The organism is Burkholderia sp. NRF60-BP8, from assembly GCF_001522585.2.
GTDB lineage: Bacteria > Pseudomonadota > Gammaproteobacteria > Burkholderiales > Burkholderiaceae > Burkholderia.
Window position 1 is genome coordinate 2240742 of sequence record NZ_CP013373.1, and the last position, 23500, is coordinate 2264241.

At 67.1% G+C, this 23500-nt stretch carries 24 protein-coding genes; 8 read left to right on the top strand and 16 right to left on the bottom strand.

Annotation, left to right across the window (positions count from 1 at the left end; translation table 11 throughout):
• Positions 1-10: 10 nt before the first annotated feature.
• Complete coding sequence (gene cysE / locus WS54_RS23850; RefSeq protein WP_034207718.1) at positions 11-784, bottom strand: serine O-acetyltransferase; 774 nt, start codon at positions 782-784, stop codon at positions 11-13.
• Positions 785-1090: 306 nt separating this feature from the next.
• Complete coding sequence (locus tag WS54_RS23855; protein ID WP_059782922.1) at positions 1091-1915, bottom strand: RNA methyltransferase; 825 nt, start codon at positions 1913-1915, stop codon at positions 1091-1093.
• Between the two features lie 281 nt (positions 1916-2196).
• Here WS54_RS23855 and WS54_RS23860 point away from each other — a divergent pair, with 281 nt between their 5' ends.
• A complete protein-coding gene (locus WS54_RS23860) occupies positions 2197-3000 on the top strand; it encodes an inositol monophosphatase family protein (RefSeq protein ID WP_059782925.1) in 804 nt (267 codons plus the stop codon).
• 304 nt (positions 3001-3304) lie between these two features.
• Positions 3305-4927, top strand: a complete 1623-nt coding sequence (locus tag WS54_RS23865; protein WP_059782927.1) for an NAD(P)/FAD-dependent oxidoreductase — start codon at positions 3305-3307, stop codon at positions 4925-4927.
• A gap of 115 nt (positions 4928-5042) precedes the next feature.
• On the opposite strand, the gene WS54_RS23870 is transcribed toward WS54_RS23865, so the two are convergent.
• Both WS54_RS23870 and WS54_RS23875 read right to left on the bottom strand, forming a co-directional pair.
• A complete protein-coding gene (locus tag WS54_RS23870) occupies positions 5043-5678 on the bottom strand; it encodes a methyltransferase family protein (protein ID WP_059782929.1) in 636 nt (211 codons plus the stop codon).
• 441 nt (positions 5679-6119) lie between these two features.
• Positions 6120-6446, bottom strand: a complete 327-nt coding sequence (locus WS54_RS23875) for an EthD family reductase (protein WP_034207723.1) — start codon at positions 6444-6446, stop codon at positions 6120-6122.
• 385 nt (positions 6447-6831) lie between these two features.
• On the opposite strand from WS54_RS23875, the gene WS54_RS23885 reads away from it, so the two are divergent.
• The 3 genes from WS54_RS23885 (at position 6832) to WS54_RS23895 (ending at position 11362) form a co-directional block, all read left to right on the top strand.
• Positions 6832-7323, top strand: coding sequence for a hypothetical protein (locus tag WS54_RS23885; RefSeq protein ID WP_059782930.1), 492 nt, complete (start codon positions 6832-6834; stop codon positions 7321-7323).
• Positions 7324-7440: 117 nt separating this feature from the next.
• Positions 7441-10098 carry a DNA mismatch repair protein MutS gene (mutS, locus tag WS54_RS23890; RefSeq protein ID WP_059782932.1) on the top strand — a complete coding sequence of 886 codons (2658 nt, stop codon included), beginning with the start codon at positions 7441-7443 and terminating at the stop codon, positions 10096-10098.
• The gene (locus WS54_RS23895) at positions 10079-11362 is read left to right on the top strand and encodes a hypothetical protein (protein WP_179955210.1); all 1284 of its coding nucleotides are present in this window, start codon (positions 10079-10081) and stop codon (positions 11360-11362) included. Before mutS ends, WS54_RS23895 begins: the two co-directional genes overlap by 20 nt.
• On the opposite strand, the gene WS54_RS23900 is transcribed toward WS54_RS23895, so the two are convergent.
• Positions 11342-11884, bottom strand: a complete 543-nt coding sequence (locus WS54_RS23900) for an FKBP-type peptidyl-prolyl cis-trans isomerase (protein ID WP_034207726.1) — start codon at positions 11882-11884, stop codon at positions 11342-11344. The genes WS54_RS23895 and WS54_RS23900 overlap by 21 nt on opposite strands.
• 32 nt (positions 11885-11916) lie before the next feature.
• Between WS54_RS23900 and WS54_RS23905 the strand changes: the two genes are divergently transcribed.
• On the top strand, positions 11917-13137 hold the full coding sequence (locus WS54_RS23905; protein WP_034207727.1) for a cupin domain-containing protein: 1221 nt from the start codon (positions 11917-11919) through the stop codon (positions 13135-13137).
• Positions 13138-13193: 56 nt separating this feature from the next.
• Positions 13194-13439: a hypothetical protein gene (locus WS54_RS34530; RefSeq protein WP_011657350.1), complete on the top strand. Its 246-nt coding sequence runs from the start codon at positions 13194-13196 to the stop codon at positions 13437-13439.
• On the opposite strand, the gene WS54_RS33875 is transcribed toward WS54_RS34530, so the two are convergent.
• The 11 genes from WS54_RS33875 to WS54_RS23965 all read right to left on the bottom strand — a co-directional run bounded on the left by WS54_RS33875 (position 13440) and on the right by WS54_RS23965 (position 22811).
• Positions 13440-13643, bottom strand: a complete 204-nt coding sequence (locus WS54_RS33875) for a hypothetical protein (protein WP_006487056.1) — start codon at positions 13641-13643, stop codon at positions 13440-13442.
• A 102-nt stretch (positions 13644-13745) separates the two neighbouring features.
• A complete protein-coding gene (locus tag WS54_RS23920) occupies positions 13746-14522 on the bottom strand; it encodes an MBL fold metallo-hydrolase (RefSeq protein WP_034207728.1) in 777 nt (258 codons plus the stop codon).
• 4 nt (positions 14523-14526) lie between these two features.
• Positions 14527-15672 (bottom strand): outer membrane protein assembly factor BamC, encoded by a 1146-nt coding sequence (bamC, locus tag WS54_RS23925; RefSeq protein WP_059782934.1) that lies wholly within the window; start codon positions 15670-15672, stop codon positions 14527-14529.
• A gap of 111 nt (positions 15673-15783) precedes the next feature.
• A complete protein-coding gene (gene dapA / locus WS54_RS23930; RefSeq protein ID WP_034207730.1) occupies positions 15784-16689 on the bottom strand; it encodes a 4-hydroxy-tetrahydrodipicolinate synthase in 906 nt (301 codons plus the stop codon).
• 46 nt (positions 16690-16735) lie between these two features.
• Positions 16736-17338 carry a class I SAM-dependent methyltransferase gene (locus WS54_RS23935; protein ID WP_059782936.1) on the bottom strand — a complete coding sequence of 201 codons (603 nt, stop codon included), beginning with the start codon at positions 17336-17338 and terminating at the stop codon, positions 16736-16738.
• 8 nt (positions 17339-17346) lie between these two features.
• The gene (locus tag WS54_RS23940) at positions 17347-18549 is read right to left on the bottom strand and encodes a tryptophan--tRNA ligase (RefSeq protein WP_006487046.1); all 1203 of its coding nucleotides are present in this window, start codon (positions 18547-18549) and stop codon (positions 17347-17349) included.
• Between the two features lie 8 nt (positions 18550-18557).
• Positions 18558-19220, bottom strand: coding sequence for a site-2 protease family protein (locus WS54_RS23945; protein ID WP_034207732.1), 663 nt, complete (start codon positions 19218-19220; stop codon positions 18558-18560).
• A gap of 47 nt (positions 19221-19267) precedes the next feature.
• Entirely contained in the window at positions 19268-19900 is a 633-nt protein-coding gene (locus WS54_RS23950) for an L-threonylcarbamoyladenylate synthase (protein WP_059782938.1), read from the bottom strand.
• A 69-nt stretch (positions 19901-19969) separates the two neighbouring features.
• The gene (locus tag WS54_RS23955; RefSeq protein ID WP_034207938.1) at positions 19970-20800 is read right to left on the bottom strand and encodes a 3',5'-nucleoside bisphosphate phosphatase; all 831 of its coding nucleotides are present in this window, start codon (positions 20798-20800) and stop codon (positions 19970-19972) included.
• An 82-nt stretch (positions 20801-20882) separates the two neighbouring features.
• Complete coding sequence (locus WS54_RS23960; RefSeq protein WP_034207733.1) at positions 20883-21773, bottom strand: alpha/beta fold hydrolase; 891 nt, start codon at positions 21771-21773, stop codon at positions 20883-20885.
• Between the two features lie 180 nt (positions 21774-21953).
• Positions 21954-22811, bottom strand: coding sequence for a ferritin-like domain-containing protein (locus WS54_RS23965; protein ID WP_052100314.1), 858 nt, complete (start codon positions 22809-22811; stop codon positions 21954-21956).
• Between the two features lie 143 nt (positions 22812-22954).
• Between WS54_RS23965 and WS54_RS23970 the strand changes: the two genes are divergently transcribed.
• On the top strand, positions 22955-23479 hold the full coding sequence (locus WS54_RS23970) for a gamma carbonic anhydrase family protein (protein ID WP_034207734.1): 525 nt from the start codon (positions 22955-22957) through the stop codon (positions 23477-23479).
• Positions 23480-23500: the final 21 nt, after the last annotated feature.

A 23500-nucleotide genomic window follows, 5' to 3' on the forward strand; every position in this document is an offset into this window, starting at 1 on the left:
TTCCCGTTCGTTACATCTGGCGTTCGACCGTCCTGCCTTCCAGCACCGCGGACAGCCTGCGCAGGTCGAGGCCCGCCGCGTCGGCGCCCTGCAGCGTTTCCAGATGCGTGCCGAGCCGCTCGAGCGCCGCGACGATCTCGTCGACGCGGCGGCTTTCCTTCGCCGCGTGATCGATCAGCCCGTGAATCGCCAGCGACATCGGATCGTCGGCGTTCGGCGTGATCCCGTATGCGCAAAATGCCGCGCGTTCGGGTTGCGGCTTCGGCTGTGCCGGCATCACGATGCGCGCCGGATTGCCGACCGCCGTACCGCCCGCCGGCACCGGCTTGACGACCACCGCGTTCGAGCCGATCTTCGCGCCCGCGCCGACCGTGAACCCGCCGAGCACCTTCGCGCCCGCACCGACGATCACGCCGGCCTCGAGCGTCGGATGGCGTTTCGCGCCGCGCGTGAGCGACGTGCCGCCCAGCGTCACGCCCTGATAGATCGTGCAATCGTCGCCGACGATCGCCGTCTCGCCGATCACGACACCCATGCCGTGATCGATGAACACGCGCCGGCCGATCGTCGCGCCGGGGTGGATCTCGATCCCGGTCAGGAATCGACCGGCCTGCGACGCGAATCGCGCGAGCCAGTAGCGTTTCGCGCGCCAGCATGCATGCGCGAAACGGTGCAGCACGAGCGCATGCAGCCCCGGATAACAGGTCAGCACTTCCCACGCACTGCGAGCGGCGGGATCCCGCTCGCGAATCGTTGCAATGTCTTCGCGCAGTCTCGTGAACATGATGTGATCAGGGAAAAGGCCGGCGCGCATCGCCGGCAATGCCGGCCGTTATCGCGCCGGGTCATTTGCTTATGACGTCCGGCGATTGTAGGGCCAGTCGCGCTGGGCCGCACGCGGCCGCGCGTTCACCCCGCGGCCGGCACGGGTATTCGGCCGGGACGCTTGCTGCGACGGGGTTTCCGCGGAGGGTCGATCGGGAGAAACAGTGGGTTCGGCGTTGCCGGTCGGCCGCTGCATGGCCTGTCCGGCCACACGCCGCCTTCATCGGCGAACTCCCCCGCGCCTGACAATCGGAGCGCGGGCCCCTTACGCGTCGCCGCCCGGCTTGCCCGATTTCAGCAGGATGTGCTTCGCGACGCCGCGCAGGATGTTGACCTCCTCGCGCTCGAGGCCCGTGCGCGCGAACAGGCGCCGCAGCCGCGGCATCAGCTTCTTCGGATTGCGCGGATCGAGGAAGTCGAGCGCGATCAGTGCGTTCTCGAGGTGCACGTACATCCGCTCGATTTCGTCGCTCTGCGCGAGCGTGCCGGCTTCGGCCTGCGGCTGCGCCGACGGCTCGCTCGCCTGCTCGAGAAACGCGACGCGCAACTCGTACGCGAGCACCTGCACGGCCTGCGCGAGATTCAGCGAACTGTAGGCCGGGTTGGCCGGAATGTGCGCGAGCGCGCTGCACTGCTCGACATGCTCGTTCGCAAGGCCGGTGCGCTCGTTGCCGAACACGAGCGCGATGTCGCCCGCGCCGACCTGCGCGCTCGCCTGCGCGGCGGCCGCGCGCGGCGCAAGGCGCGGCGGTCCGTATTCGCGCGTGCGCGCAGTCAGCGCGATCGACCAGTGAACGCCGGACAGCGCTTCACCGAGCGTCGGCACGACGTGCGCGGACGCGAGCACGTCGTCCGCGCCGCTGGCCATCGCGATCGCCTCGGGGTCGCGCTGCACGTGCGGCACGCGCGGCGCGACCAGCACGAGGCGCGAGAAGCCCATCGTCTTCAGCGCGCGGGCGGCCGCCCCGACGTTGCCGGGATGGCTCGGCTCGACAAGCACGAAACGGGTGGACGTGAAGCCGCCGGTCGGCGGCGAGGACGAGGCCGCGCCCGATTCGGACGGCGCGGCGGGGTTCTGCGAGGTTTCCACTACGATACGACTCGGTTCATCAGAATGGCCGTATGGTATCGCCATCGCTCCCGCAAACCCACTCGTCCGGACGGCCAGTGGGGGTTTCCCCGCATGCCGGTCGCCTGAAAGCGCCGAAAATCGGGTAAAATCATGCCTTTACGCGTTGCGCTCGGCGCTGCGCGGGTCGTACCCCGCTCTTTGTCAATTCGCGTCTCACCTCGCCCCGGCACGCTTGCGCCGTTCCGGGCGGTTGTCCCACTTCGTGGCGGCCCGTGCCGCCGGCTACAGGATCCAGGCTCATGCATCCCATGCTCAATATTGCTGTCAAGGCTGCGCGCCGCGCCGGACAGATCATCAATCGCGCGTCCCTCGATCTCGACCTGATCGAGATCCGCAAGAAGCAACAGAACGACTTCGTCACCGAAGTGGACAAGGCCGCCGAAGACGCGATCATCGAGACGCTGAAGACCGCCTACCCCGACCACGCGATCCTCGCGGAGGAATCGGGCGAATCGGAGAACGAATCCGAATTCAAGTGGATCATCGATCCGCTCGACGGCACGACCAACTTCATCCACGGCTTCCCGTACTACTGCGTATCGATCGCGCTCGAGCACAAGGGCGTCGTCACGCAGGCCGTCGTCTACGATCCGAACAAGAACGACCTGTTCACGGCCACCCGCGGCCGCGGCGCGTACCTGAACGACCGCCGCATCCGCGTCGGCCGCCGCGACCGCCTGTCGCACGCGCTGGTCGGCACGGGCTTCCCGTTCCGCGAGAAGGACGGCCTCGACGCCTACGCGCGCCTCTTCACCGAGATGACGCAGGCCTGCACGGGCCTGCGCCGCCCGGGCGCGGCGGCGCTCGACCTCGCGAACGTCGCGGCCGGCCGCCTCGACGCGTTCTTCGAGCAAGGCATCAACGTGTGGGACATGGCGGCGGGCAGCCTGCTGATCACCGAGGCCGGCGGCCTCGTCGGCAACTACACGGGCGACGCCGATTTCCTGCATCGCCACGAGATCGTCGCCGCGAACCCGAAGATCTACGCGCAGATGATCCCGATCCTGAACCGCTACAGCCGCGTGCATCCGGCAGCGGAATGAGCCCGGGCCGCGCCCGCGTGGCGCGGCTTTCGCGCAAACCGCTCGCGCGGCATCGTCACGATGGCGCGCCGATCGCCCCAAGTGCGGGACAATCTTCCGTGCACACGGGTCGCTTCGTGCGCCTATCCTGAAGTTGCTCGCGTTGCCCGTGCGGGTCGGCGTACCGCCGCTCGCACCGCTCGTCCGGCAACGACAGCGCATGGTTTGCGTCCGGCATGCCCGCACGGCGAACGACGCCGCCGGCGTGCCGGCCCCGCCTGTATCAACACCGCCACGGCGCCGTGGCAATCGCATCCGAGTCCCCATGTTACGGCTAAGCGAAATCAAACTCCCTCTCGACCACCCCGACAGCGCGCTCGAGGCCGCGATTCGCGCGCGCCTCGCGGAGCTCGGCGTGGCGGCAGACGGACTGCTCCGTTACACCGTGTTCCGCCGCGCGCACGACGCACGCAAGCGCGCCGACATCAAGCTCACGTACATCGTCGACGTCGAAGTCGCCGACGAGGCGGCCGCGCTCGAGCGCATCGCCGGCAAGCCGCATTGCGGCGTGACGCCCGACATGACGTATCACTTCGTCACGAAGGCGCCCGAGCACGCCGATTTCCTGCGCCCGGTCGTCATCGGCATGGGGCCGTGCGGGCTGTTCGCGGGGCTGATCCTCGCGCAGATGGGCTTCCGTCCCATCATTCTCGAACGCGGCAAGGCCGTGCGCGAGCGCACCAAGGACACCTTCGGCCTGTGGCGCAAGAGCGTGCTCAACCCCGAATCCAACGTGCAGTTCGGCGAAGGCGGCGCGGGGACGTTCTCCGACGGCAAGCTGTACAGCCAGATCAAGGATCCGAACCACTATGGCCGCAAGGTGCTGGACGAATTCGTCAAGGCCGGCGCACCCGAGGACATCCTGTATCTGAGCCGGCCGCACATCGGCACGTTCCGACTCGTCAGCATGGTGGAAAAAATGCGCGCGTCGATCCACGAGCTCGGCGGCGAAGTGCGTTTCGAAACCCGCGTCGACGACATCGACATCGACCAGGGCAAGGTGCGCGCGCTCAAGCTGTCGAACGGGGAAACGCTGCGGTGCGACCGCGTGGTGCTGGCCGTGGGCCACAGCGCGCGCGACACGTTCCAGATGCTGCACGACCGCGGCGTCTACATCGAAGCCAAGCCGTTCTCGCTCGGTTTTCGCATCGAACATCCGCAGGGGCTGATCGATCGCAGCCGCTTCGGCAAGTTCGCGGGCCACAAGCAGCTCGGCGCGGCCGACTACAAGGTGGTCCACCACGCAAGCAACGGGCGCGCCGTCTACAGCTTCTGCATGTGCCCAGGCGGCACGGTGGTCGCCGCGACCTCGGAGCCCGGCCGCGTGGTCACCAACGGGATGAGCCAGTATTCCCGCGCCGAGCGCAATGCGAATGCGGGCATCGTCGTCGGCATCACGCCGGACGACTATCCGGGCGGCCCGCTCGCCGGCATCGCGTTCCAGCGCAAATGGGAAGAACGCGCATTCGAACTCGGCGGCGGCGATTACCGCGCGCCGGGCCAATTGGTCGGCGATTTCATCGCGGGCCGGCCGTCGACGTCGCTGGGCACCGTGGAGCCGTCGTACAAGCCCGGCGTGAATCCGACCGATCTCAGCACCGCGCTGCCGGACTACGCGATCGAAGCGATCCGCGAAGCGCTGCCCGAGATCGACAAGAAGATCGCCGGCTTCGCGATGCACGATGCCGTGCTCACCGGCGTGGAAACGCGCACGTCGTCGCCGATCCGGATTCGGCGCAAGGACGACTACCAGAGCTTGAACGTCGAAGGCCTGTATCCGGCCGGCGAAGGCGCCGGCTATGCGGGCGGCATCTATTCGGCAGCGATCGACGGGATCGAGGTCGCGCAGGCAGTGGCGCTCAGCCTGACGTCGGCGCACGCGTCCTGATCTGCGATACGGGGCCGGCGCGCGAAGGTCCGTGACCCGAGCGCGCCGGCTTTCACGTGTCCGCCGCGCCCAAGCGCGATCGGCGCCCGGCCGTCGCGCGCTTTCGGTGTTCCCGTCAAAACACGCCCGGAATCAACCGGTACCGCACCTTCGTCTTGTACGTACGATAATCGGCGTCTTCCGACAACACCCGCTCCTCCATGACGATTCGCGCGATCTGCAGCAGCATCCAGATGCCGATCGTGAGCAGGTTTCGGGTACTGAAATTCGCAAGCAGGAAGCCGATTTCGGACAACAGGTAACCGGCATAGATCGGATGACGCATGAACCGGTACGCCCCGGTCGAAACGACCCCGCGATTCGCCGGCAGCAGACCGAACGAGCGCCCCAGCGACAGCTTCGCGAACAGTTGCCACGCAATCCCGGAAATTTGCCAGACGCCGCCTGCCCATTCCGGAATCAGTTGCGTACTGGCGTTCAGCTGATAGGCAAGGCAGTAGAACGAACCGCCCAACGCCACGATCACCGCGACGGGATGCCAGTCGCGCCGCTTCGGCAGTTTCGCGAAAGCCGACATTCCGACGGTCAGTCCCGCGGAAACCAGCAGCAGGATCAGCGTGATCCGGCTCGGGTTCAATCGCCACTGCATATAAATCAGATAAGCGAATGCGCCCAGCACGGTCACCGAAGACACGCGAGCGCCAAGCTCGATCGGATCGATCCGCTCCGACTTGCCCGCGACCGCGGTCATGGGCGACACCGGCGTACTTTGCGCGCACGCTCCCCCGACATCCTGTACGGCCTGCTTCATGTTCGTGCCCCGTTAATCTATTGTATTTTTATACATCGACGTTTCAGCGTAGCACGCCGATCTCGTCGACACGGGCCCAAGTTTCAGTTTTGCGACGCGAATCGGTGTAAGTCCCGAGCGTATCGGCCAGCAGAAAGACGGATGGGCCGGATGACGCAGTTTGCCAAACGTTTCGCAGGTCATGGCGTTTCCGGACGGATCCGATTCTCCCCGTTCGCCCCAAGGCGTTGGCTTGCATCCCCGACGAAATGAGGGCCGGTCAAGGCGACGTACCGGTGGCCATGACGGAAACCGGACATCGGCACCGCGGGGCGAGGCGCGGCGTGGCCAGGCCGCGTAAGTCGCGCGCGCATGCAATGCCTGACGATATCGGAACCTGGATCAGGTTTCCGAACGCTCCACGACCACCTCGCTGATCTGCAGCACGGGGCGTATATCCGTGTAATTGGCAATGTCGGCCATGATCTCCTGCGCATGCGGATCGCGGGCCGCCTGGAAAGCTTCGAAGGAAGTACAGACGAAGTCGCACTTGGCCACGTACACGGGATCCATGCCTGGAGCGCCACCGGCGATTCCCTTGTCCACCGTGTAGTACAGGCATGCGGCGCCGAGGCGCTGTTTCACCATCGGCATATGCCGCTCGCGATAGTAAGCATGATCGAATCGCGCGCCTGCGGCGTACGGGTACATGACACTGACTTTGATCATCGGGTTCTCCTGTTGCTCCAAGGTAATCGACGCGGCGGCGCCCGCGAGACGAAATCGAGTCGCCGATACGGGGCGTTGGGGAAAGTCTTTCGGAATCGGCGCACGCATTGGTCTGATTGTAGGCACCGGTGAACCCATCTTGCCAGTTTGGTGGCGCGGGGTATCCAGCGATGCGGGAGCGGTCCGGCGACGTCGGACGCTTTGCTTTGTGGGCTGGCAGTCGAGTGGGCACGTCTCTCACATGGCAGCCGATCGCCATCGCCGACAACCGACCGAATGGCGAACTGCGAGCGGTCCCGTTTGGACCGCTGGTAAACTCGTGCGGTCGAAAGCAACTTTCCCGGTCATATGAGCGCTCGGCTCTGACCTATCCGCCCCCACTATCATGCTTACCGCCTTCGAACTCGCTGGTTTTATTGCGGCGCATGCCGTCTGGTGTGTCTCCGACGCAGATGGCCTTACCCCCATCGCGGCATTTCAGACCGACGACGGTCAACGGAAAATCGAGCGGCTGGTGTTCGACGATGCAGCCGAGGCAGTCGCGCAAGGTCGAAAGCGTCTCGACTGCGATCCGTCCAACGCAAGCGACGGCGTACTGGCGTACGACGGCCGGCTCGCGACTCCCGATGGCAAAAAGCTCGATGCGATCGTTCTGGAAGCGCGGTCCTACGCTTTCCCGTCGGCAAGGGCGGCCATTGCGGTCGCATACACGCCGAAGAGCACCGGCGACTTCCGCGTACACAAACCCAAACTCGTCTTGTGGGACAAGTGTGACGACTTCGATATGCGCGCCGCCATCGAGTCGTTCTTCAAAGGCGTTGCCTCGCACGAGCGGGGCGCGAAGGTCTGGAACGACGCGCTGGACGAGAGCAAGTAGGCATCGCCCGCTGCCGCTCGCCATCGCTTGCACCTGGCCAAACGGCGAACTTCGCGCGTGGACGTCGAAGCCACTGGTAAACTCGGGCAACCCAAGCAACAACTTCATGCCTGACCTATGACCACGCTGTCGCCCGAGGCCTTTGCCGGCCATACCCCGATGATGCAGCAGTACCTGCGCATCAAGGCCGATCATCCGGACACGCTCGTCTTCTACCGGATGGGCGACTTCTACGAGCTGTTCTTCGAGGATGCGGAAAAAGCGGCGCGCCTGCTCGACCTGACCCTCACGCAGCGCGGCGCGTCGGCCGGCACGCCGATCAAGATGGCCGGCGTCCCGCATCACGCGGTCGAGCAGTATCTCGCGAAGCTCGTGAAGATGGGCGAATCGGTCGCGATCTGCGAGCAGATCGGCGATCCGGCCACGTCGAAGGGCCCGGTCGAGCGCAAGGTCGTACGCGTCGTCACACCCGGCACGCTGACCGATGCCGCGCTGCTGTCCGACAAGAACGACGTCTACCTGCTCGCGATGTGCACCGGCCACAACAAGCGCGGCGTCGCGGTCAATATCGGCCTCGCGTGGCTGAACCTCGCGAGCGGCGCATTGCGGCTCGCCGAAATCGAGCCCGAGCAGCTTGCCGCCGCGCTCGAACGCATCCGGCCGGCCGAAATCCTGACGCCGGACGGTGCAACCGACGCCATTCCCGCCGGCGCGGGCGCAAGCAAGCGCGTGCCGGCCTGGCACTTCGACATCGCGTCGGGCACGCAGCGCCTGTGCGACCAGCTCGACGTCGCGAGCCTCGACGGTTTCGGCGCGCATTCGCTGACGAGCGCGTGCGGCGCGGCCGGCGCGCTGCTGCTCTACGCAGCGGCCACGCAAGGCCAGCAACTGCGGCACGTGCGCAGCCTGAAGGTCGAGAACGAAACCGAATACATCGGTCTCGATCCGGCCACGCGCCGCAACCTCGAACTCACCGAGACGCTGCGCGGCACCGAGTCGCCCACGCTGTATTCGCTGCTCGACACCTGCTGCACGACGATGGGCAGCCGCCTGCTGCGCCACTGGCTGCATCACCCGCCGCGCGCGTCGGTTGCCGCGCAGTCGCGCCAACAGGCGATCGGCGCGCTGCTCGATGCACCGGCCAACGCGAGCCTCGATGCGCTGCGCAGCGCGCTGCGCCAGATCGCCGACGTCGAACGGATCACCGGGCGTCTCGCGCTGCTGTCGGCGCGTCCGCGCGACCTGTCGAGCCTGCGCGATACGTTCGCCGCGCTGCCGGCGCTGCGCGAGCGCATCGGCGCGATCGTCGCGAGCGCGGATGCGCTTGCGCGCATCGACGCAGCGCTCGTACCGCCCGCCGAATGCCTCGACCTGCTGACGAGCGCGATCGCCACCGAGCCGGCCGCGATGGTGCGCGACGGCGGCGTGATCGCGCGCGGCTACGATGCCGAGCTCGACGAGCTGCGCGACATTTCGGAGAACTGCGGGCAGTTCCTGATCGATCTCGAAGCGCGCGAGCGCGCGCGCACCGGCATCGCGAACCTGCGCGTCGAATACAACAAGGTGCACGGCTTCTACATCGAGGTCACGCGCGGCCAGACCGACAAGGTGCCCGACGATTACCGCCGCCGCCAGACGCTGAAGAACGCCGAGCGCTACATCACGCCGGAACTGAAAACCTTCGAGGACAAGGCGCTGTCCGCACAGGAGCGCGCGTTGGCGCGCGAGCGTGCGCTGTACGACTCGGTGTTGCAGGCGCTGCTGCCGTTCATCCCCGAGTGCCAGCGCGTCGCATCGGCCCTCGCCGAACTCGACCTGCTGGCCGCCTTCGCCGAACGCGCGCGTGCGCTCGACTGGGTCGCCCCGACCTTCACCGACGAGATCGGCATTGAAATCGAGCAGGGTCGCCATCCGGTCGTCGAAGCGCAGGTCGAGCAGTTCATCGCGAACGACTGCCGGTTCGGCGCCGATCGCAAGCTGCTGCTGATCACCGGGCCGAACATGGGCGGTAAGTCCACGTTCATGCGGCAGACCGCGCTGATCGCGCTGATGGCGTACGTCGGCAGCTACGTGCCGGCGAAATCGGCGTGCTTCGGCCCGATCGACCGAATCTTCACGCGCATCGGCGCGGCCGACGATCTCGCGGGCGGCCGCTCGACGTTCATGGTCGAGATGACCGAAGCCGCGGCGATCCTCAACGACGCGACGCCGCAAAGCCTCGTGCTGATGGACGAGATCGGCCGCGGCACGTCGACCTTCGACGGCCTCGCGCTCGCCTGGGCCATCGCGCGCCACCTGCTGGCGCACAACGCGTGCTACACGCTGTTCGCGACGCACTACTTCGAGCTGACGCAACTGCCGGCCGAATTCCCGCAGGCGGCCAACGTCCATCTGTCGGCCGTCGAACACGGCCACGGGATCGTATTCCTGCATGCGGTCAACGAAGGCCCGGCGAACCAGAGCTACGGCCTTCAGGTCGCGCAGCTCGCGGGCGTCCCGGCGCCCGTGATCCGCGCCGCGCGCAAGCACCTCGCGTATCTCGAACAGCAGTCGGCATCCCAGCACACGCCGCAACTCGATCTCTTCAGCGCGCCGCCGGCAGCCATCGACGATCTCGAATGCGCGGACGCGCCCGCGCTGCCCGCCGCGCCGCATCCGGCGCTCGACAAGCTGCGCGACATCGATCCCGACGATCTCAAGCCGCGCGAGGCGCTCGACCTGCTGTACGAATTGCGCACGCTGGTCCGGTCGTACGATGCCGACGGGCACGCGTAAGCGCATTCCGCGGGGCCTGCCGGCCCGCGCTGCCGCCGCGCTCGCCGCGACACTGCTTGCGCTGGCGCAGGCCGGCGCGCTGGCCGCGCCGCCCAAGCGCAGCGCCGCACCCCACTCGTTCGCGGTGGTATCGGGCGTCATCAACGGGCCGGCGGACGAACCGGCCGCGCAGCGGCTGCTCGATGCGATCGCACGCGAGCGCAATCTCGCGTTCGTGGTCTACGCGGGCGATCTCAAAGGCCCGAAGGAAGCATGCCGCGACACGCTGTATTCGCAGCGCGGCGCGATCCTGGATTCGGCGCGCGTGCCGCTCGTGTTCATTCCCGGCCACGACGACTGGATCGCGTGCAACACCGCGGCCGGCGGCGGCTACGATCCGGTCGAGCGGCTCGATTTCGTGCGACAGACGCTGCTCGCCGAGTCGGCGCTGCCCGACCCCGGTGCGCTGCAGATAACGAGGGAAAGCGAAGTCGCACGGTTCCGGCCATATCGCGAGAACGCACGCTGGATGCGCGACGACATCGTCTACGTCGCACTCAATGCGCCCGCGCCGAACAATCATTATTTGACGGCGGGCGGCCGCAACGGCGAATTCGAGGACCGCATCATCGCGAACGGCTTCTGGATCGACCACGCCGCCGAATATGCGAAGCGGCGCGAAGCCCGCGCGATGGTCGTGATTTTCGAGGGCGATCCGCAGTTCGAACGCTACGAACGCTCGGAGCGCTTCGCGTGGCTGCGTTTCAACCGGCCGCGCGTGCGCGACGGCTTCCGTGAATTGAAACGAACGCTGGTGAAGGCGGCGGCGACGTTCCGCGGCCCGATACTGGTGATGCACGCGAGCGGCGAACCGCTGGCGAACGGCTTTCTGATCGACCGTCCGCTGCATGCCGACGACGGTGAGCTGGTAGGAAACGTGACGCGCGTCGCGATCGGACCGCGCCATCCGGCGAATCAGTGGGTCAAGGTGACCGTATCGCCGGCGCGGCAGACGATCTTCAACGTGAGCCTGCAGGAGGTGCCGAAGAATCTGCCGGTGCCGCCCACGCTGCCGCTCGTGCCGCGCGACGACGTGCCGCTGCCGCAGATGCCGGAAATCCCCGCACTGCCGGCGCTGCCCGACGCGTCGTCGGTCGCGCCGCCGTTGCAGGGCGACGGCGCCGCACCGGGCGGCGCACCGGGCGGCGCGTCGTGGCCGGCACCGCCCGCCGCATCAGGGCCGGCGCCGGGCCTGCCGGCAAGCTCAGTGCAGCGTACGCCCTGACGGCGCTTCGCCGTCCTCGTCGTCGTCCTCGTCGACGATCTCGAGCCCTTCCGCGCCATGCGCGTGCTCGTGCTCGATTTCGTCTTCGGTGGCTTCGCGAACGTCCTTCACGGTCAGCGCGAAACGCAGCGCCATGCCCGCCAGCGGGTGATTGCCGTCGAGCACGACCTTGTCTTCGGCGATATCGGTGACCGTATAGATCAGCGAGTCGACTTCCTCGTCGGCGTCTTCCGGCGTGCCTTCGAACTGCATGCCCACTTCGAGCGGCTCGGGAAAACGATCGCGCGGCTCGATCTTCACGAGCTCGGGATCGTAGTCGCCGAAGGCGTCCTCCGGCTCGAGCTGGATCTGCGCCTGGTAGCCCGCCTCGTGCCCGTCGAGCTGTTCCTCGATCTTGGGGAACGTGCCATCATAGCCGCCGTGCAGATAGACCATCGGCTCGTCGCTTTCCTCGATCAGATTGCCCTGTGCGTCCGACAGCTTGTAAGTGACCGATACGACGGTGTTTTTTGCGATTTTCATCCAATTCTCCCAAGTACAAGTCCCATTATACGATGCGCAACCGGTCTCAAGCCGAACCGCGGGATGCCGCTGCCGCCCCGCTCGGCGCGCCGCCCTCCGATCTTCCCACGCCGCTGCTCGGCGGCCTCACGCCGGCGCAATTCATGCGCGGCTACTGGCAGAAAAAGCCGCTGCTGATCCGCCAGGCAATTCCCGGCGTCGCGTCGCCGGTCACGCGCGACGCATTGTTCGAGCTCGCCGCCGACTATGACGCGGAATCGCGATTGATCACCCATTTTCGTAACAAGTGGCAACTGGCGCACGGTCCGTTCGAGCCCGACTCGCTGCCTGCGGTCACGCGCAAATCCTGGACCTTGCTCGTGCAGGGGCTCGATCTGCACGTCGACGCGGCCCGCGCGCTGCTCGACCGCTTCCGCTTCATCCCTGACGCGCGGCTGGACGATCTGATGATCTCGTATGCGACGGACGGCGGCGGCGTCGGCCCGCACTTCGATTCATATGACGTATTCCTGCTGCAGGTCGAAGGCCGGCGCCGCTGGCGGGTCGGCGCGCAGAAGGATCTGTCGCTGCAGCCGGACGTGCCGCTGAAGATTCTCGAAAACTTCGAGCCGAGCGACGAATGGGTGCTGGAGCCCGGCGACATGCTGTACCTGCCGCCGCACATCGCGCACGACGGCGTCGCCGAAGGCGAGTGCATGACTTGCTCGATCGGCTTCCGGGCCCCGTCCGCCGGCGAGCTGGGCGCCCAGTTCCTGTACTACCTCGCGGAGCGCGGCGGCCTGCGCGACGCGCGCGGCGACGACCTCTACCGCGATCCGAAGCAGCCGGCCGTCGACGCGCCCGCGCAATTGCCGCCGGCCATGATCGACCGTGTCGCCGAGATCGTCGACGCGATCCGCTGGCGCAAGCGCGACGTCGCCGAATTCCTCGGCTGCTACCTGAGCGAGCCCAAACCGAGCGTCGTTTTCGACCCGCCCGAGCGTCCGCTATCCGAGGCCGCGTTCGTCACGCAAGCGTCACGCCGTGGCGTGCGTCTCGACAGAAGGGCTGCATTGATGTATAACGCGCGCTCGTACTTCATTAATGGCGAGGAAGGGCCGCTCGAGCAAGCCGATGAATGGCTGCCCGAATTGGCCAATCGACGCCAGATGGAGGCGAAACGGTTTGTAACACTATCCCGGGTTCCGTCGATGACAGCTTTGTTGCACGAGTGGTATCGTGCGGGCTGGATACGGGTCGGAAGCCGGAATTAGTGTGAGTCGCCCCGTATGCCCGTACAGATCAAATTCTGTATGGGAAAGACAACGTATTGACCCCGCATTTGTCGACGGTCGATAGGAAAGTGCATATAATTTCCGCCCAAGCCGTAGGGAAGATTCACGCTCTAGAAGTGCGTCTCCACCAGCGGCCCAGGTCGGTGTTGGAGCACATTACCGGTATTGTTTCGCGCTGTTGCTTACCTTTAACCATAAAAGGACGTGATCATGAAGAAATCCCTCCTCGTAGCTTCCCTGTTGGCTGCTGTTGCACTGGCTGCTTGCAACAAGAGCGCTGATCAAGCTGCTTCGTCGGCTGCAAGCGACGCGGCTGCTGCTGCTTCGTCGGCTGCTTCGGCAGTTGCTGGTGCTGCGAGCGACGCTTCGGCTGCTGCTTCGTCGGCAACGGCTGCTGCGAGCGACGCTGCTGCTGCAGTGGCGTCGGCTGCTTCGGCAGCGACGGCTGCTCCGGCTTCGGGCGCAAGCCAGTAAGCCTTCAGCATCAGCTGAAAAAAACCGGCCCGAGGGCCGGTTTTTTTACGTCTGCCGCTTTCGAATCGCGCGCCCGGCAGCCGCTTGAAGCTGCCGCATCAACCCCTGCCCGCTCACACGAGCATCAGCCAGTCGAAGCCCGCGTCCTGCGAGGCCACGATCACGTCCTCCCCGTCCGTCCCGAGTACACCGCCAAACGCCTGGCGAGCCAGTTCCGGCAGGTTGTTCTGCTGGCTTAGATGGGCCGCGACCAGATGCTGGAGACGGCTGCGTTCGAGCGACGCGAGGATGTCCGCCGCCGCGTCGTTGCTCAGGTGGCCGTGATTGCCGCCGATCCGCGCCTTCAGCGACTGCGGATAGCGGCTGGCGGCCAGCATCGCGGTATCGTGGTTGGATTCGAGCACCAGCGCGTCACAGCCGCTCAGGACGGCCGTGATGTGCGGCGTGGCCATCCCGACGTCCGTCAGCACGCCGAGCCGGCGGCTTCCGTCCGTGAAGACGAACTGGAGCGGTTCCCGCGCATCGTGGGGGACCGTATAGGGCATCACGGCCAGATCGCGTATCGCGGCCGTCTCGTCGCCCCACAGCACGTGGAGATCGACATCGGCCTCGTCCGCGCCGACCGCGCGCGCGGTGCCCCAGCTCATGTAGAGCGGCAGCGACGCACGGCGTGCGAGCGTCAGCGCACTGCCGACGTGGTCGCTGTGTTCATGGGTAATGAGGATCGCATCGAGATCGGCGATGCAGAGATTCAGTCGGCCGAGCCGGCGCTCGACCTCCTTGGCGGAAAAGCCGCAGTCGAGCAGCACGCGGGTGGTCGTCGTGCCGCTCGTGGCCTCGACGACCAGCGCGTTGCCTTCGCTGCCGCTTCCGAGGCTGGCGAATCGCACGCGCTCAGTTCAGTTGCGCGTGCAGCAGCGAGATGAGCCGCTGCGCGTCCGACGAGTTGTCGATCTGGCCGTCCGCGCCGACCACGGCGACCTGCGTACCGCCATTGCCCTGCGCGCGCACGTTGATCAGATATTCCTTGCCGGGCTTGGCCGCCGACGGGCCGCCGTAGAACAGCTTGCCGAACAGACCGTCACGCTTGAGCTCTTCCATCGAGTTCGCGTAGCGCACGGTGTAGACCCCCTTCTCGCGGTCGCGATTGTCGACCGTGAAGTTGGTCCGGTCGAGCGCCAGGCCCACGCGCAACCACGCGCGGTCGAACGACTCGGCCAGTTGCAGCGTCGCTGCACCGCCGCTCGTGTCGGCGACCTGCGCCGGCGCCGTCGCGGGGCGCGCATCGGTCAGCAACTGCTTCGCCTGCGCGTCGGTCAGGCCGAACTTCTGCATCAGCTTCGACAGGAACACGGCTTCGAGCACCGGGTTGCGCGGACGCTCTTCCCAGCGCGACGACGTGCCGCCCTGCGGGCCGACCATCATTTCTTCCATCGCGCTGTGCGTGATCGAGATGTCGGTGTTGCCGTCCGACGTCCGGTTCACGAGCGTGCGGAAGCGGTCGCGCGTCCCCGACGAATAGGCGAAATCGATGACCTTGCCGATCGTGCGACGGAACCAGTCGTCCGGAATGTTCGCGCGGTTCTCGGCCCAGTCGGTGGCCATGATGCCCGTCGACGGCGCATCGGTCTTCAGCGAGAAGCCGTTCTCCTGCCAGAACTCCTTCAGGATCGGCCACAGCTGCTCGGGCGTCCGGCCGTCGACGACGAGCCAGCGGCGATCGCCGTCGCGCTCGATGTGCATGCCGAGCGGATCCTGCGCGCTCGGGATGCCGTCGGTCGCATTGCCGGCCTGCGTCGTGGCCCGCGGCGGCAGCGTGCCGAGCCCGGCATTGGTCGGCGGCGCGACGAACTGCTGCGTCGTCGGCACCGGCTTCAGGTCGCTCGGCACCGCGAGCGGCGGCGCCGAACCAGTGTTCTTGTAGTTGACCCGGTCAGGGGCCAGGTAGTCGTTCAGCGTATCGCAGCCGGCGAGCGCGCCCAGCGCCAGCGCCATCACCGACAACTGGACGGCACGAGAGGAAAAGGCGAAACGTTTCATGAAATCCTTCGTCTTGCTAGAACGCTCGTCAGGAGCGGCGCCGGACGGAGCCGGCCGGTGCGGGTTGATCAGGGGTCGAGCCGGCGGCCGCAGGACGCGGCCGCCTCGGCATCAGGCGAGAACGCCGGCCTCGACGAGGGCCGAACGCACGGCATCGTGGCAGCGCTCGTCAAGCGCCGTGAGCGGCAGCCGAATGCCGCCCTGCATCTTGCCCATCGCCTGCAGCGCCCACTTCACCGGGATCGGGTTCGCTTCGATGAACAGGTTCTTGTGCAGCGACAGCAGCTTCATGTGCAGCGTACGGGCCGTCTGCACGTCGCCGGCCAGCGCCGCGCGGCACAGCTCGCTCATCGCACGCGGCGCGACGTTCGCGGTCACCGAGATGTTGCCGTGGCCGCCGAGCAGCATCAGCGCGATCGCGGTCGGATCGTCGCCGCTGTAGATCGCGAAATGCTTCGGCGCGGCCTTGATCAGGTGGGCGGCGCGATCGATGTTGCCGGTCGCTTCCTTCACGCCGATGATGCCCGGCACCTGCGCGAGGCGCAGCGTCGTCTCGTGCGCCATGTCCGCGACCGTCCGGCCCGGCACGTTGTACAGGATCACCGGCAGGTCGACCGCTTCGGCGATCGTCCGGAAGTGGCGGTACATGCCTTCCTGCGTCGGCTTGTTGTAGTACGGCACGACCTGCAGCGTCGCGTCCGCGCCGACCGCCTTCGCGTGCTTCGTCAGCTCGATCGCCTCCGCGGTCGAGTTGCCGCCCGCGCCCGCGATGATCGGGATGCGCTTGCCCGCATGCTCGACCGCCGTGCGGATCATCAGGATGTGCTCTTCGACGTTGAGCGTTGCCGACTCGCCGCTCGTACCGACGACGACGAGTGCATCGGTGCCTTCCGCGATGTGCCAGTCGATCAGTTTGCGAAACGCCGGCAGGTCGAGACTGCCGTCTTCGAGCATCGGGGTGACGATCGCGGGGATGCTGCCGCGGATTTGAATGCCGTCTTGGGTGCCGTTAGCCATGAAACGCGATTGATTGTGTACCGGTAAACATTGAGATTGTAGCGGATTAGCCGGGCAGTTCGTAACGTGGAATTCCCGCCCCCGCCTTTGGGGTCGCGCCCTCGCGCACTGCGCAAAGACGCTGGACGAACGCCTCGCGCGGCGCGGCGACGAAACCGTCCTCGTACGCGACCGCCCGCAGATGGCCGTGCACGGCGTCCAGCAACTCGCCCGGGGCGAGCAGGAACGCGGGGTTGGACGGCTTTCCGACCGTTTCGTTTCCTTGCGCGAAGGTTTCGTAGATCAGCACGCCGCCCGGCGCCACGGCAGCGAGCAGATGGGGCCAGAGCGGGCGATGCAGATAGTTCGTGACGATCACGGCCGCGAACCGCTCGTCGGCCGGCAGCGGCCATGGCGCGCCTTCGAGATCGGCGGCGCGGGCGGCGACGCCGGGAATCGCGCGCAACGCGGCCAGCGCAGCCGGATCGCGGTCGAGCGCGACGACCGGATGCCCGCGCGACGCGAACCAGCGCGCATGGCGGCCGCCGCCCGCCGCGACGTCGAGCACCGCCCCGCCGGCCCGCACGAGCCGCGCCCATTGCTCGACCCAGCGCGACGGCTCGGTCTGGCCGACGTGGCCGCCCGCGGCGGCGATGACGGACTCGCTCATGCGCCGGATCAGTTGTACGACAGGCCCATCGCGTCGCGCACGTCGCGCATCGTTTCCGTCGCGTACTTGCGCGCCTTGTCGCAACCGTCCGCGACGATCGCACGCAACAGCGACGGATCGTCCATGTACTTCTGCGCACGCTCGAGCATCGGCTGCTGTTCGCGCAGGATGCCTTCGACGACCGGCTGCTTGCAGTCGAGGCAACCGATGCCTGCCGAGCGGCAGCCCTTCTGCACCCATTCGTGCGTCGCTTCGTCCGTATAGACCTGGTGAAGCTGCCACACCGGGCACTTGTCGGGATCGCCCGGATCGGTGCGGCGCACGCGTGCGGGATCGGTCGGCATCGTACGGACCTTCTTCGTGATCGTCTCGGCGTCTTCACGCAGGCCGATCGTGTTGCCGTACGACTTGGACATCTTCTGCCCGTCGAGGCCCGGCATCCGCGACGCTTCGGTCAGCAGCGCCTGCGGCTCGACCAGGATGATCTTGCGTGCGCCTTCGAGATAGCCGAACAGGCGCTCGCGGTCGCTCATCGACAGGCTTTGCGATTCCTGCAGCATCGCGCGCGCCTGTTCGAGCGCCTCGTCGTCGCCTTCCTGCTGATACGCGTTACGCAACTCGTGATAGAGCTTCGCGCGCTTGCCGCCGAGCTTCTTCGCGGCTTCGAGCGCCTTCTCCTCGAAACCGGGCTCGCGGCCGTACAGGTAGTTGAAGCGGCGCGCGATCTCGCGCGTCATCTCGACGTGCGGCACCTGGTCCTCGCCGACCGGCACGAGCGAGCCGCGATACAGCAGGATGTCGGCGGCCATCAGCACCGGATAGCCGAGGAAGCCGTAGGTGGACAGATCCTTGTCCTTCAGCTTCTCCATCTGCTCCTTGTAGGTCGGCACGCGTTCGAGCCAGCCGAGCGGCGTGCTCATGCCGAGCAGCAGCGCGAGTTCCGCGTGCTCGGGCACCTTGCTCTGGATGAACAGCGTCGCCTGCGCCGGGTCGATGCCCGACGCGAGCCAGTCGATCAGCACGTCCCACACGTTCTTCTCGATGACCTCGGGCGTCTCGTAGTGCGTCGTCAGCGCATGCCAGTCGACGACGCAGAAGAAGCACGGGTACTCGGACTGCAGCTTCACCCAGTTTTTCAGCACGCCGTGGTAATGACCGAGGTGCAGCGACCCGGTGGGTCGCATGCCGGAGAAAATACGTTCTGGGAACATGATTGTCGTTAGAAAAGCGAGGCGAAGGGAGACAGGACGGCGCTCAGGACGGCGTAACCGACGTTGACGAGCGGACGCAGCCAGAAATTCGTCAGCACGCCCGTCGTGACGAGCACGAGGACGATGATGAAACCGTACGGCTCGATGCGCGACAGCGCGATCGATTGCCTGGTCGGCAGCAGCGCCGCCAGGATGCGGCCGCCGTCGAGCGGCGGCAGCGGGAACAGGTTCAGCACGCCGAGCACGAGGTTCGCGCTGACGCCGGCGAACGCCATCCGCGTGAAGAACGGCTCGTCGATGCCGACGGCCGGCAGCACGAGGGTCAGCAGGCCCCAGACCAGCGCCTGCACGAAGTTGCAGGCCGGCCCCGCGAGCGCGACCCACAGGCTGCCCCAGCGCGGATTGCGCAGGTTGCCGAACGACACCGGCACCGGCTTCGCATAGCCGAACAGGAACGCGCCGCCGGTCAGGAAGTACATCGCGAGCGGAATCGCGATCGTGCCGAGCGGGTCGATGTGGCGCATCGGATTGAACGACACGCGCCCCATCGCGTAGGCGGTGTTGTCGCCGAGCAGGCGCGCGGCGTAACCATGCGCGGCCTCGTGCAGCGTGATCGCGAAGATCACGGGCAGCGCGTAGACGGCGATGGTCTGTATCAGGGAAGCATCCATATCGCGTTATTGTAACAAGCGCACTCGCGCAAAAATGGCACGGCGCGTCATGCGGCCGAGAGCCCGAACGGTTCGAGCGCGCCGCGCCCCGCGCGGACGAGTTCGGGCGCATCGCCGGTCAGGTCGATCACCGTCGACGGTTCGCGCGGACACGCACCGCCGTCGATCACGAGGTCGACCTGTTTCTCGAGCCGCGTGCGGATTTCCTCGGGATCGTTCAGCGGTTCGTCGTCCGGCGACAGGATCAGCGTCGTGCCGAGCAGCGGCTGGCCAAGCGACTCCAGCAGCGCGAGCGTGATCGCGTGATCGGGCACGCGCAACCCGATCGTCTTGCGCGACGGGTGCGACAGCCGGCGCGGCACCTCCTTCGTCGCCTGCAGAATGAACACGTACGGGCCCGGCGTCACCGACTTGATCTGCCGGTACTGGCGGTTGTCGACCATCGCGAAGTTGGCGAGCTCCGACAGGTCGCGCACGAGCAGCGACAGATGCTGCTTCTCGTCGAGGCCACGAATCCGGCGCACGCGCTCGACCGCATCCTTGTCGTCGAGATGGCACGCGAGCGCATAGCTCGAATCGGTCGGCATCGCGATCACGCCGCCCTTGCTGACGATCTCCACCGCCTGCTTGATCAGGCGCGGCTGCGGATTATCCGGATGAATCCTGAAGAACTGGGACATGGGGACACGTAAAGAGGGAGAAGTCGGATGCGCATCGGCGGCAACGCGGGCGGCCGAAGCCGCCCGACGTCAGAGCCAGCGCTCCCAGACCGGCGTCAGGTCGGGCGGCAACGGCGGCAGGCCGCCGAGCTCGATGCGGCCCTCGCCCGGCGCGTGGAAGTCCGAGCCGCGCGACACCTCGAAACCGAAGCGGCGCGCGACGTCCGCGTATTCGCGGTACTGGTCGGGCGTGTGACTGCCCGTGACGACCTCGATCGCGCGACCGCCGAGATCGATGAACTCGCCGAAAAACGCGTCGAATTCGACCGGCGTATAGCGATAGCGGCCCGGATGCGCGACCACCGCTTCGCCGCCCGCCGCACGGATCCAGCCGACCGCGTCGGACAAGGACGCCCAGCGATGCGGGACGAAGCCGGGCTTGCCGTCGCCGAGCAGGCGGTCGAACACGTCGGTCGTCGATTCGGCGTGGCCGTTCTCGACGAGAAAGCGCGCGAAGTGCGTGCGCGAGATCAGATCGGGATTCGATACGTATTTCAGCGCGCCTTCGTACGCGCCGGGTATGCCGAGCGTCGCGAGCTGCTCCGCGATCGCCAGCGCGCGCGCCGCGCGGCCGTGCCGGGTGCGGTACAGGCCGTCGACCAGCGCCGGATGGGCGGGATCAATATGCAGACCGACGATGTGCACGGTGCGCGAAGCCCACGTGACCGAAATCTCCACGCCGCTCAGATAGCGCATGCCGAGCGCTTCCGCCTCGCTGCGTGCCGCCGCCTGGCCGCCGATCTCGTCGTGGTCGGTCAGCGCCCACAGGGTCACGCCGCCCGCATGCGCGCGGCGCGCGACGTCGGCAGGCGACAGCAACCCGTCGGAAACATTGGAATGGCAGTGGAGATCGGCGTTCATCGTCGGCATGGCAGGTAAGGCCTCATTCTACTGCAACGCGGCAATTGCGCCGCCCGCCTGCCGTGCCGGCGCCGCCACGCGCCTACGCGCAGAACGCCTCGATCAGCGACGCGATCTGCTCGGGCTGGTCGTGATGCACCATGTGGCCGGCATCCTCGACGAGCTTCTCGCGCCAGTCGGGGAACGCGTCGAAGCGCGCCTTGAATTCGGGCAGCGGGATGTCGCCGGCGAGGTGCGCGAGCGTCGGCGAATTGACGGCCTCGACGTGCAGCACCTTCGCGCGCACCTGCTTCCAGATGGCCATCACTTCGTCGAGCCGGTACAACAGCGGGCCCGGCATCTTGTGCGCCGGGTCGGCCAGCAGGTGGTAAAGGCCGTCGTCGCCGCGTTTCGACCAGTGCGCGGCGAGAAACGCGGCGCGGCGCGGGTCGAGCCGCGGATTGGTCTTGATCAGGCGCGCCGCCACGTCGTCGAGGGACGCGTACGGCCGCAGCGCGGGCGGCTCGCGCAGCTCGTCGAGCCAGCCGCGCAGCCGGCGCGGCGCCTGTTCGGCGTGGGCCGGCGCAAGCCCGAACCCCTCGAGGTCGACCACGCGCCGCACCCGTTCCGGCCGCGCGCCGGCATACAGACACACGACGTTCGCGCCCATGCTGTGTCCGACCAGATTGACCTCGCCGGTCGGCGCATAGCGGTCGACGAGCGCATCGAGATCGCCCAGGTACTCGTGGAACCAGTAATGGCCGCCGCCCTGCCGCGCGACCGGCCAGTCGGACAGCCCGAAGCCGCGCGCGTCGGGCGCGATCACCTGCCAGTCGCCCGCGAGCGCGTCGACGACGAACTGGAACGACGCCGCGACGTCCATCCAGCCGTGCAGCATGAACAGCGTCGGCGCATCGGGCCGGCCCCAGCGCCGCACATGCAGCTGGACGCCGCGCACCGTGACGAAATCGGAAACAGAACTCGAGGCACTCATCGCAGCCGCCAAAAAAGAATGGTCGTTCGATTATAGCGGCGACAGTCCGGTTCCGGCGGCCGGCAATCGAAGTACTGCTCTAGCGGCAAGGTCGTCCCGGGGCTCGCCGGCAGCATGCCGTCGATCGGCCGTGCGAGCCGGCCGGCAGCCACCAAGGACGCACCCGAACGCGTGGTCCGGCTAAGGCGCGGGACGTCCGTCCGCCGCGTCCTGCTCGGCCAGTTCGTCGAGTTCGGCTTGCTCGAAGCCCGCGTCGCGTCGCGCATCGAAATTGAACGGGCCGCGCAGCCGCGGCGCGTGGTATTGCTCGGCGAGCTGCCGATAAGTCGGTACGGGATCGCGGCCGGCTGCGTCGCACAAATGGCGGAACCAGCGGTTGCCGATCGCGACGTGGCCGATTTCGTCGCGCAGGATCACGTCCAGGATCGCGGCCGACGCATCGTCGCCCGCCTGCACGAGCCGCGCGCGGATCGGCGGCGACGCATCGAGCCCGCGGGCCTCAAGCGTGCGCGGCACGAGCGCCATGCGCGCCAGCACATCGTCCTTGGTCCGCTCGCACATCTCCCACAGCCCGTTGTGCGCGGGAAAATCGCCGTATGCGTGTCCGAATGCCGCGAGCCGGTCGGACAGCAGCGTGAAATGGTAGGCCTCCTCGGCCGCGACCTTCAGCCAGTCCGCATAGAACGCGTCCGGCAGGCCCGCGAAGCGCCAGACCGCATCGAGCGCCAGGTTGATCGCGTTGAACTCGATATGGGCGAGCGCGTGCAGCAGCACGGCGCGCCCTTCCGGTGACCGCATGCTGCGCCGCTCGAGCTGGCGCGGCTCGACGAGCGGCGGCCGCGCCGGGCGGCCGGGCAGACCGGCCGGTTCGCGCAGTCGAAGCGACGGGGCGATCGCGGCCTGCCCGGCCCGCAGCGCATCGTGCAGCGCGCGCACCTGCGCGGCCTTGGCCGCCGGCTCGGCGACACACAGCGCATCGAGCGCCGCGCTGCGCACGCAGGCCGGCACCTGGCCGAAAGAAGAAGACACGATGCTCATAAACAGGGACACCTTGCGTACGCGTCGCGGGAGCACAGGCACGCGACGGTTTACAATATGCGTTTGTTCCGCGGCGCCACGCGCCGGGCAAACCGGACGCGCCATTCTACCGGCGCCCATCATCGAAGAGACAAGGAGACTCCGTGACGATCTACAAGCTGGGCGAGACGGCCCCGACGATCCACGAAAGCGTATTCGTCGCCGATACGGCGGCCATCATCGGCAAGGTCGTGCTCGAGGAAAACGCGAGCGTGTGGTTCGGCGCGACGATTCGCGGCGACAACGAGCCGATTACGGTCGGCGCCGGCAGCAACGTCCAGGAAGGCGCGGTCCTGCATACCGACCCGGGCTTTCCGCTGACGATTGCCGAGAACGTGACGATCGGGCACCAGGCCATGCTGCACGGCTGCACGATCGGCGAAGGTTCGCTGATCGGGATTCAGGCGGTGGTCTTGAATGGAGCGGTCATCGGCCGCAACTGTCTGGTCGGTGCCGGCGCGGTCGTGACGGAAGGCAAGACGTTCCCGGACAACTCGCTGATTCTCGGCGCACCGGCGAAAGTCGTGCGCGAGCTGTCGGCCGAAGACGTCGCGCGGCTGCGCGCGAACGCGAAGACGTATGTCGAGCGACGCGCGCATTTCAAGGAGCAACTCGTGCGGATCGGGTGATTCGCACGGATTTCAAGGAAG

What these genes read in the sequence shown, in the direction of transcription:
- WS54_RS23905 (WP_034207727.1), top strand. Translation starts at nt 11,917, where the DNA reads ATGCGCAACCGGTCTCAAGCCGAACCGCGGGATGCCGCTGCCGCCCCG.
- cysE (WP_034207718.1), bottom strand. Translation starts at nt 784, where the DNA reads ATGTTCACGAGACTGCGCGAAGACATTGCAACGATTCGCGAGCGGGAT.
- WS54_RS23940 (WP_006487046.1), bottom strand. Translation starts at nt 18,549, where the DNA reads ATGTTCCCAGAACGTATTTTCTCCGGCATGCGACCCACCGGGTCGCTG.
- WS54_RS23885 (WP_059782930.1), top strand. Translation starts at nt 6,832, where the DNA reads ATGCTTACCGCCTTCGAACTCGCTGGTTTTATTGCGGCGCATGCCGTC.
- WS54_RS23945 (WP_034207732.1), bottom strand. Translation starts at nt 19,220, where the DNA reads ATGGATGCTTCCCTGATACAGACCATCGCCGTCTACGCGCTGCCCGTG.
- WS54_RS23935 (WP_059782936.1), bottom strand. Translation starts at nt 17,338, where the DNA reads ATGAGCGAGTCCGTCATCGCCGCCGCGGGCGGCCACGTCGGCCAGACC.
- dapA (WP_034207730.1), bottom strand. Translation starts at nt 16,689, where the DNA reads ATGGCTAACGGCACCCAAGACGGCATTCAAATCCGCGGCAGCATCCCC.
- WS54_RS23900 (WP_034207726.1), bottom strand. Translation starts at nt 11,884, where the DNA reads ATGAAAATCGCAAAAAACACCGTCGTATCGGTCACTTACAAGCTGTCG.
- WS54_RS23960 (WP_034207733.1), bottom strand. Translation starts at nt 21,773, where the DNA reads ATGAGTGCCTCGAGTTCTGTTTCCGATTTCGTCACGGTGCGCGGCGTC.
- bamC (WP_059782934.1), bottom strand. Translation starts at nt 15,672, where the DNA reads ATGAAACGTTTCGCCTTTTCCTCTCGTGCCGTCCAGTTGTCGGTGATG.
- WS54_RS23895 (WP_179955210.1), top strand. Translation starts at nt 10,079, where the DNA reads ATGCCGACGGGCACGCGTAAGCGCATTCCGCGGGGCCTGCCGGCCCGC.
- WS54_RS23860 (WP_059782925.1), top strand. Translation starts at nt 2,197, where the DNA reads ATGCATCCCATGCTCAATATTGCTGTCAAGGCTGCGCGCCGCGCCGGA.
- WS54_RS23865 (WP_059782927.1), top strand. Translation starts at nt 3,305, where the DNA reads ATGTTACGGCTAAGCGAAATCAAACTCCCTCTCGACCACCCCGACAGC.
- WS54_RS23955 (WP_034207938.1), bottom strand. Translation starts at nt 20,800, where the DNA reads ATGAACGCCGATCTCCACTGCCATTCCAATGTTTCCGACGGGTTGCTG.
- WS54_RS23875 (WP_034207723.1), bottom strand. Translation starts at nt 6,446, where the DNA reads ATGATCAAAGTCAGTGTCATGTACCCGTACGCCGCAGGCGCGCGATTC.
- WS54_RS33875 (WP_006487056.1), bottom strand. Translation starts at nt 13,643, where the DNA reads ATGCTGAAGGCTTACTGGCTTGCGCCCGAAGCCGGAGCAGCCGTCGCT.
- WS54_RS23965 (WP_052100314.1), bottom strand. Translation starts at nt 22,811, where the DNA reads ATGAGCATCGTGTCTTCTTCTTTCGGCCAGGTGCCGGCCTGCGTGCGC.
- mutS (WP_059782932.1), top strand. Translation starts at nt 7,441, where the DNA reads ATGACCACGCTGTCGCCCGAGGCCTTTGCCGGCCATACCCCGATGATG.
- WS54_RS23870 (WP_059782929.1), bottom strand. Translation starts at nt 5,678, where the DNA reads ATGACCGCGGTCGCGGGCAAGTCGGAGCGGATCGATCCGATCGAGCTT.
- WS54_RS23950 (WP_059782938.1), bottom strand. Translation starts at nt 19,900, where the DNA reads ATGTCCCAGTTCTTCAGGATTCATCCGGATAATCCGCAGCCGCGCCTG.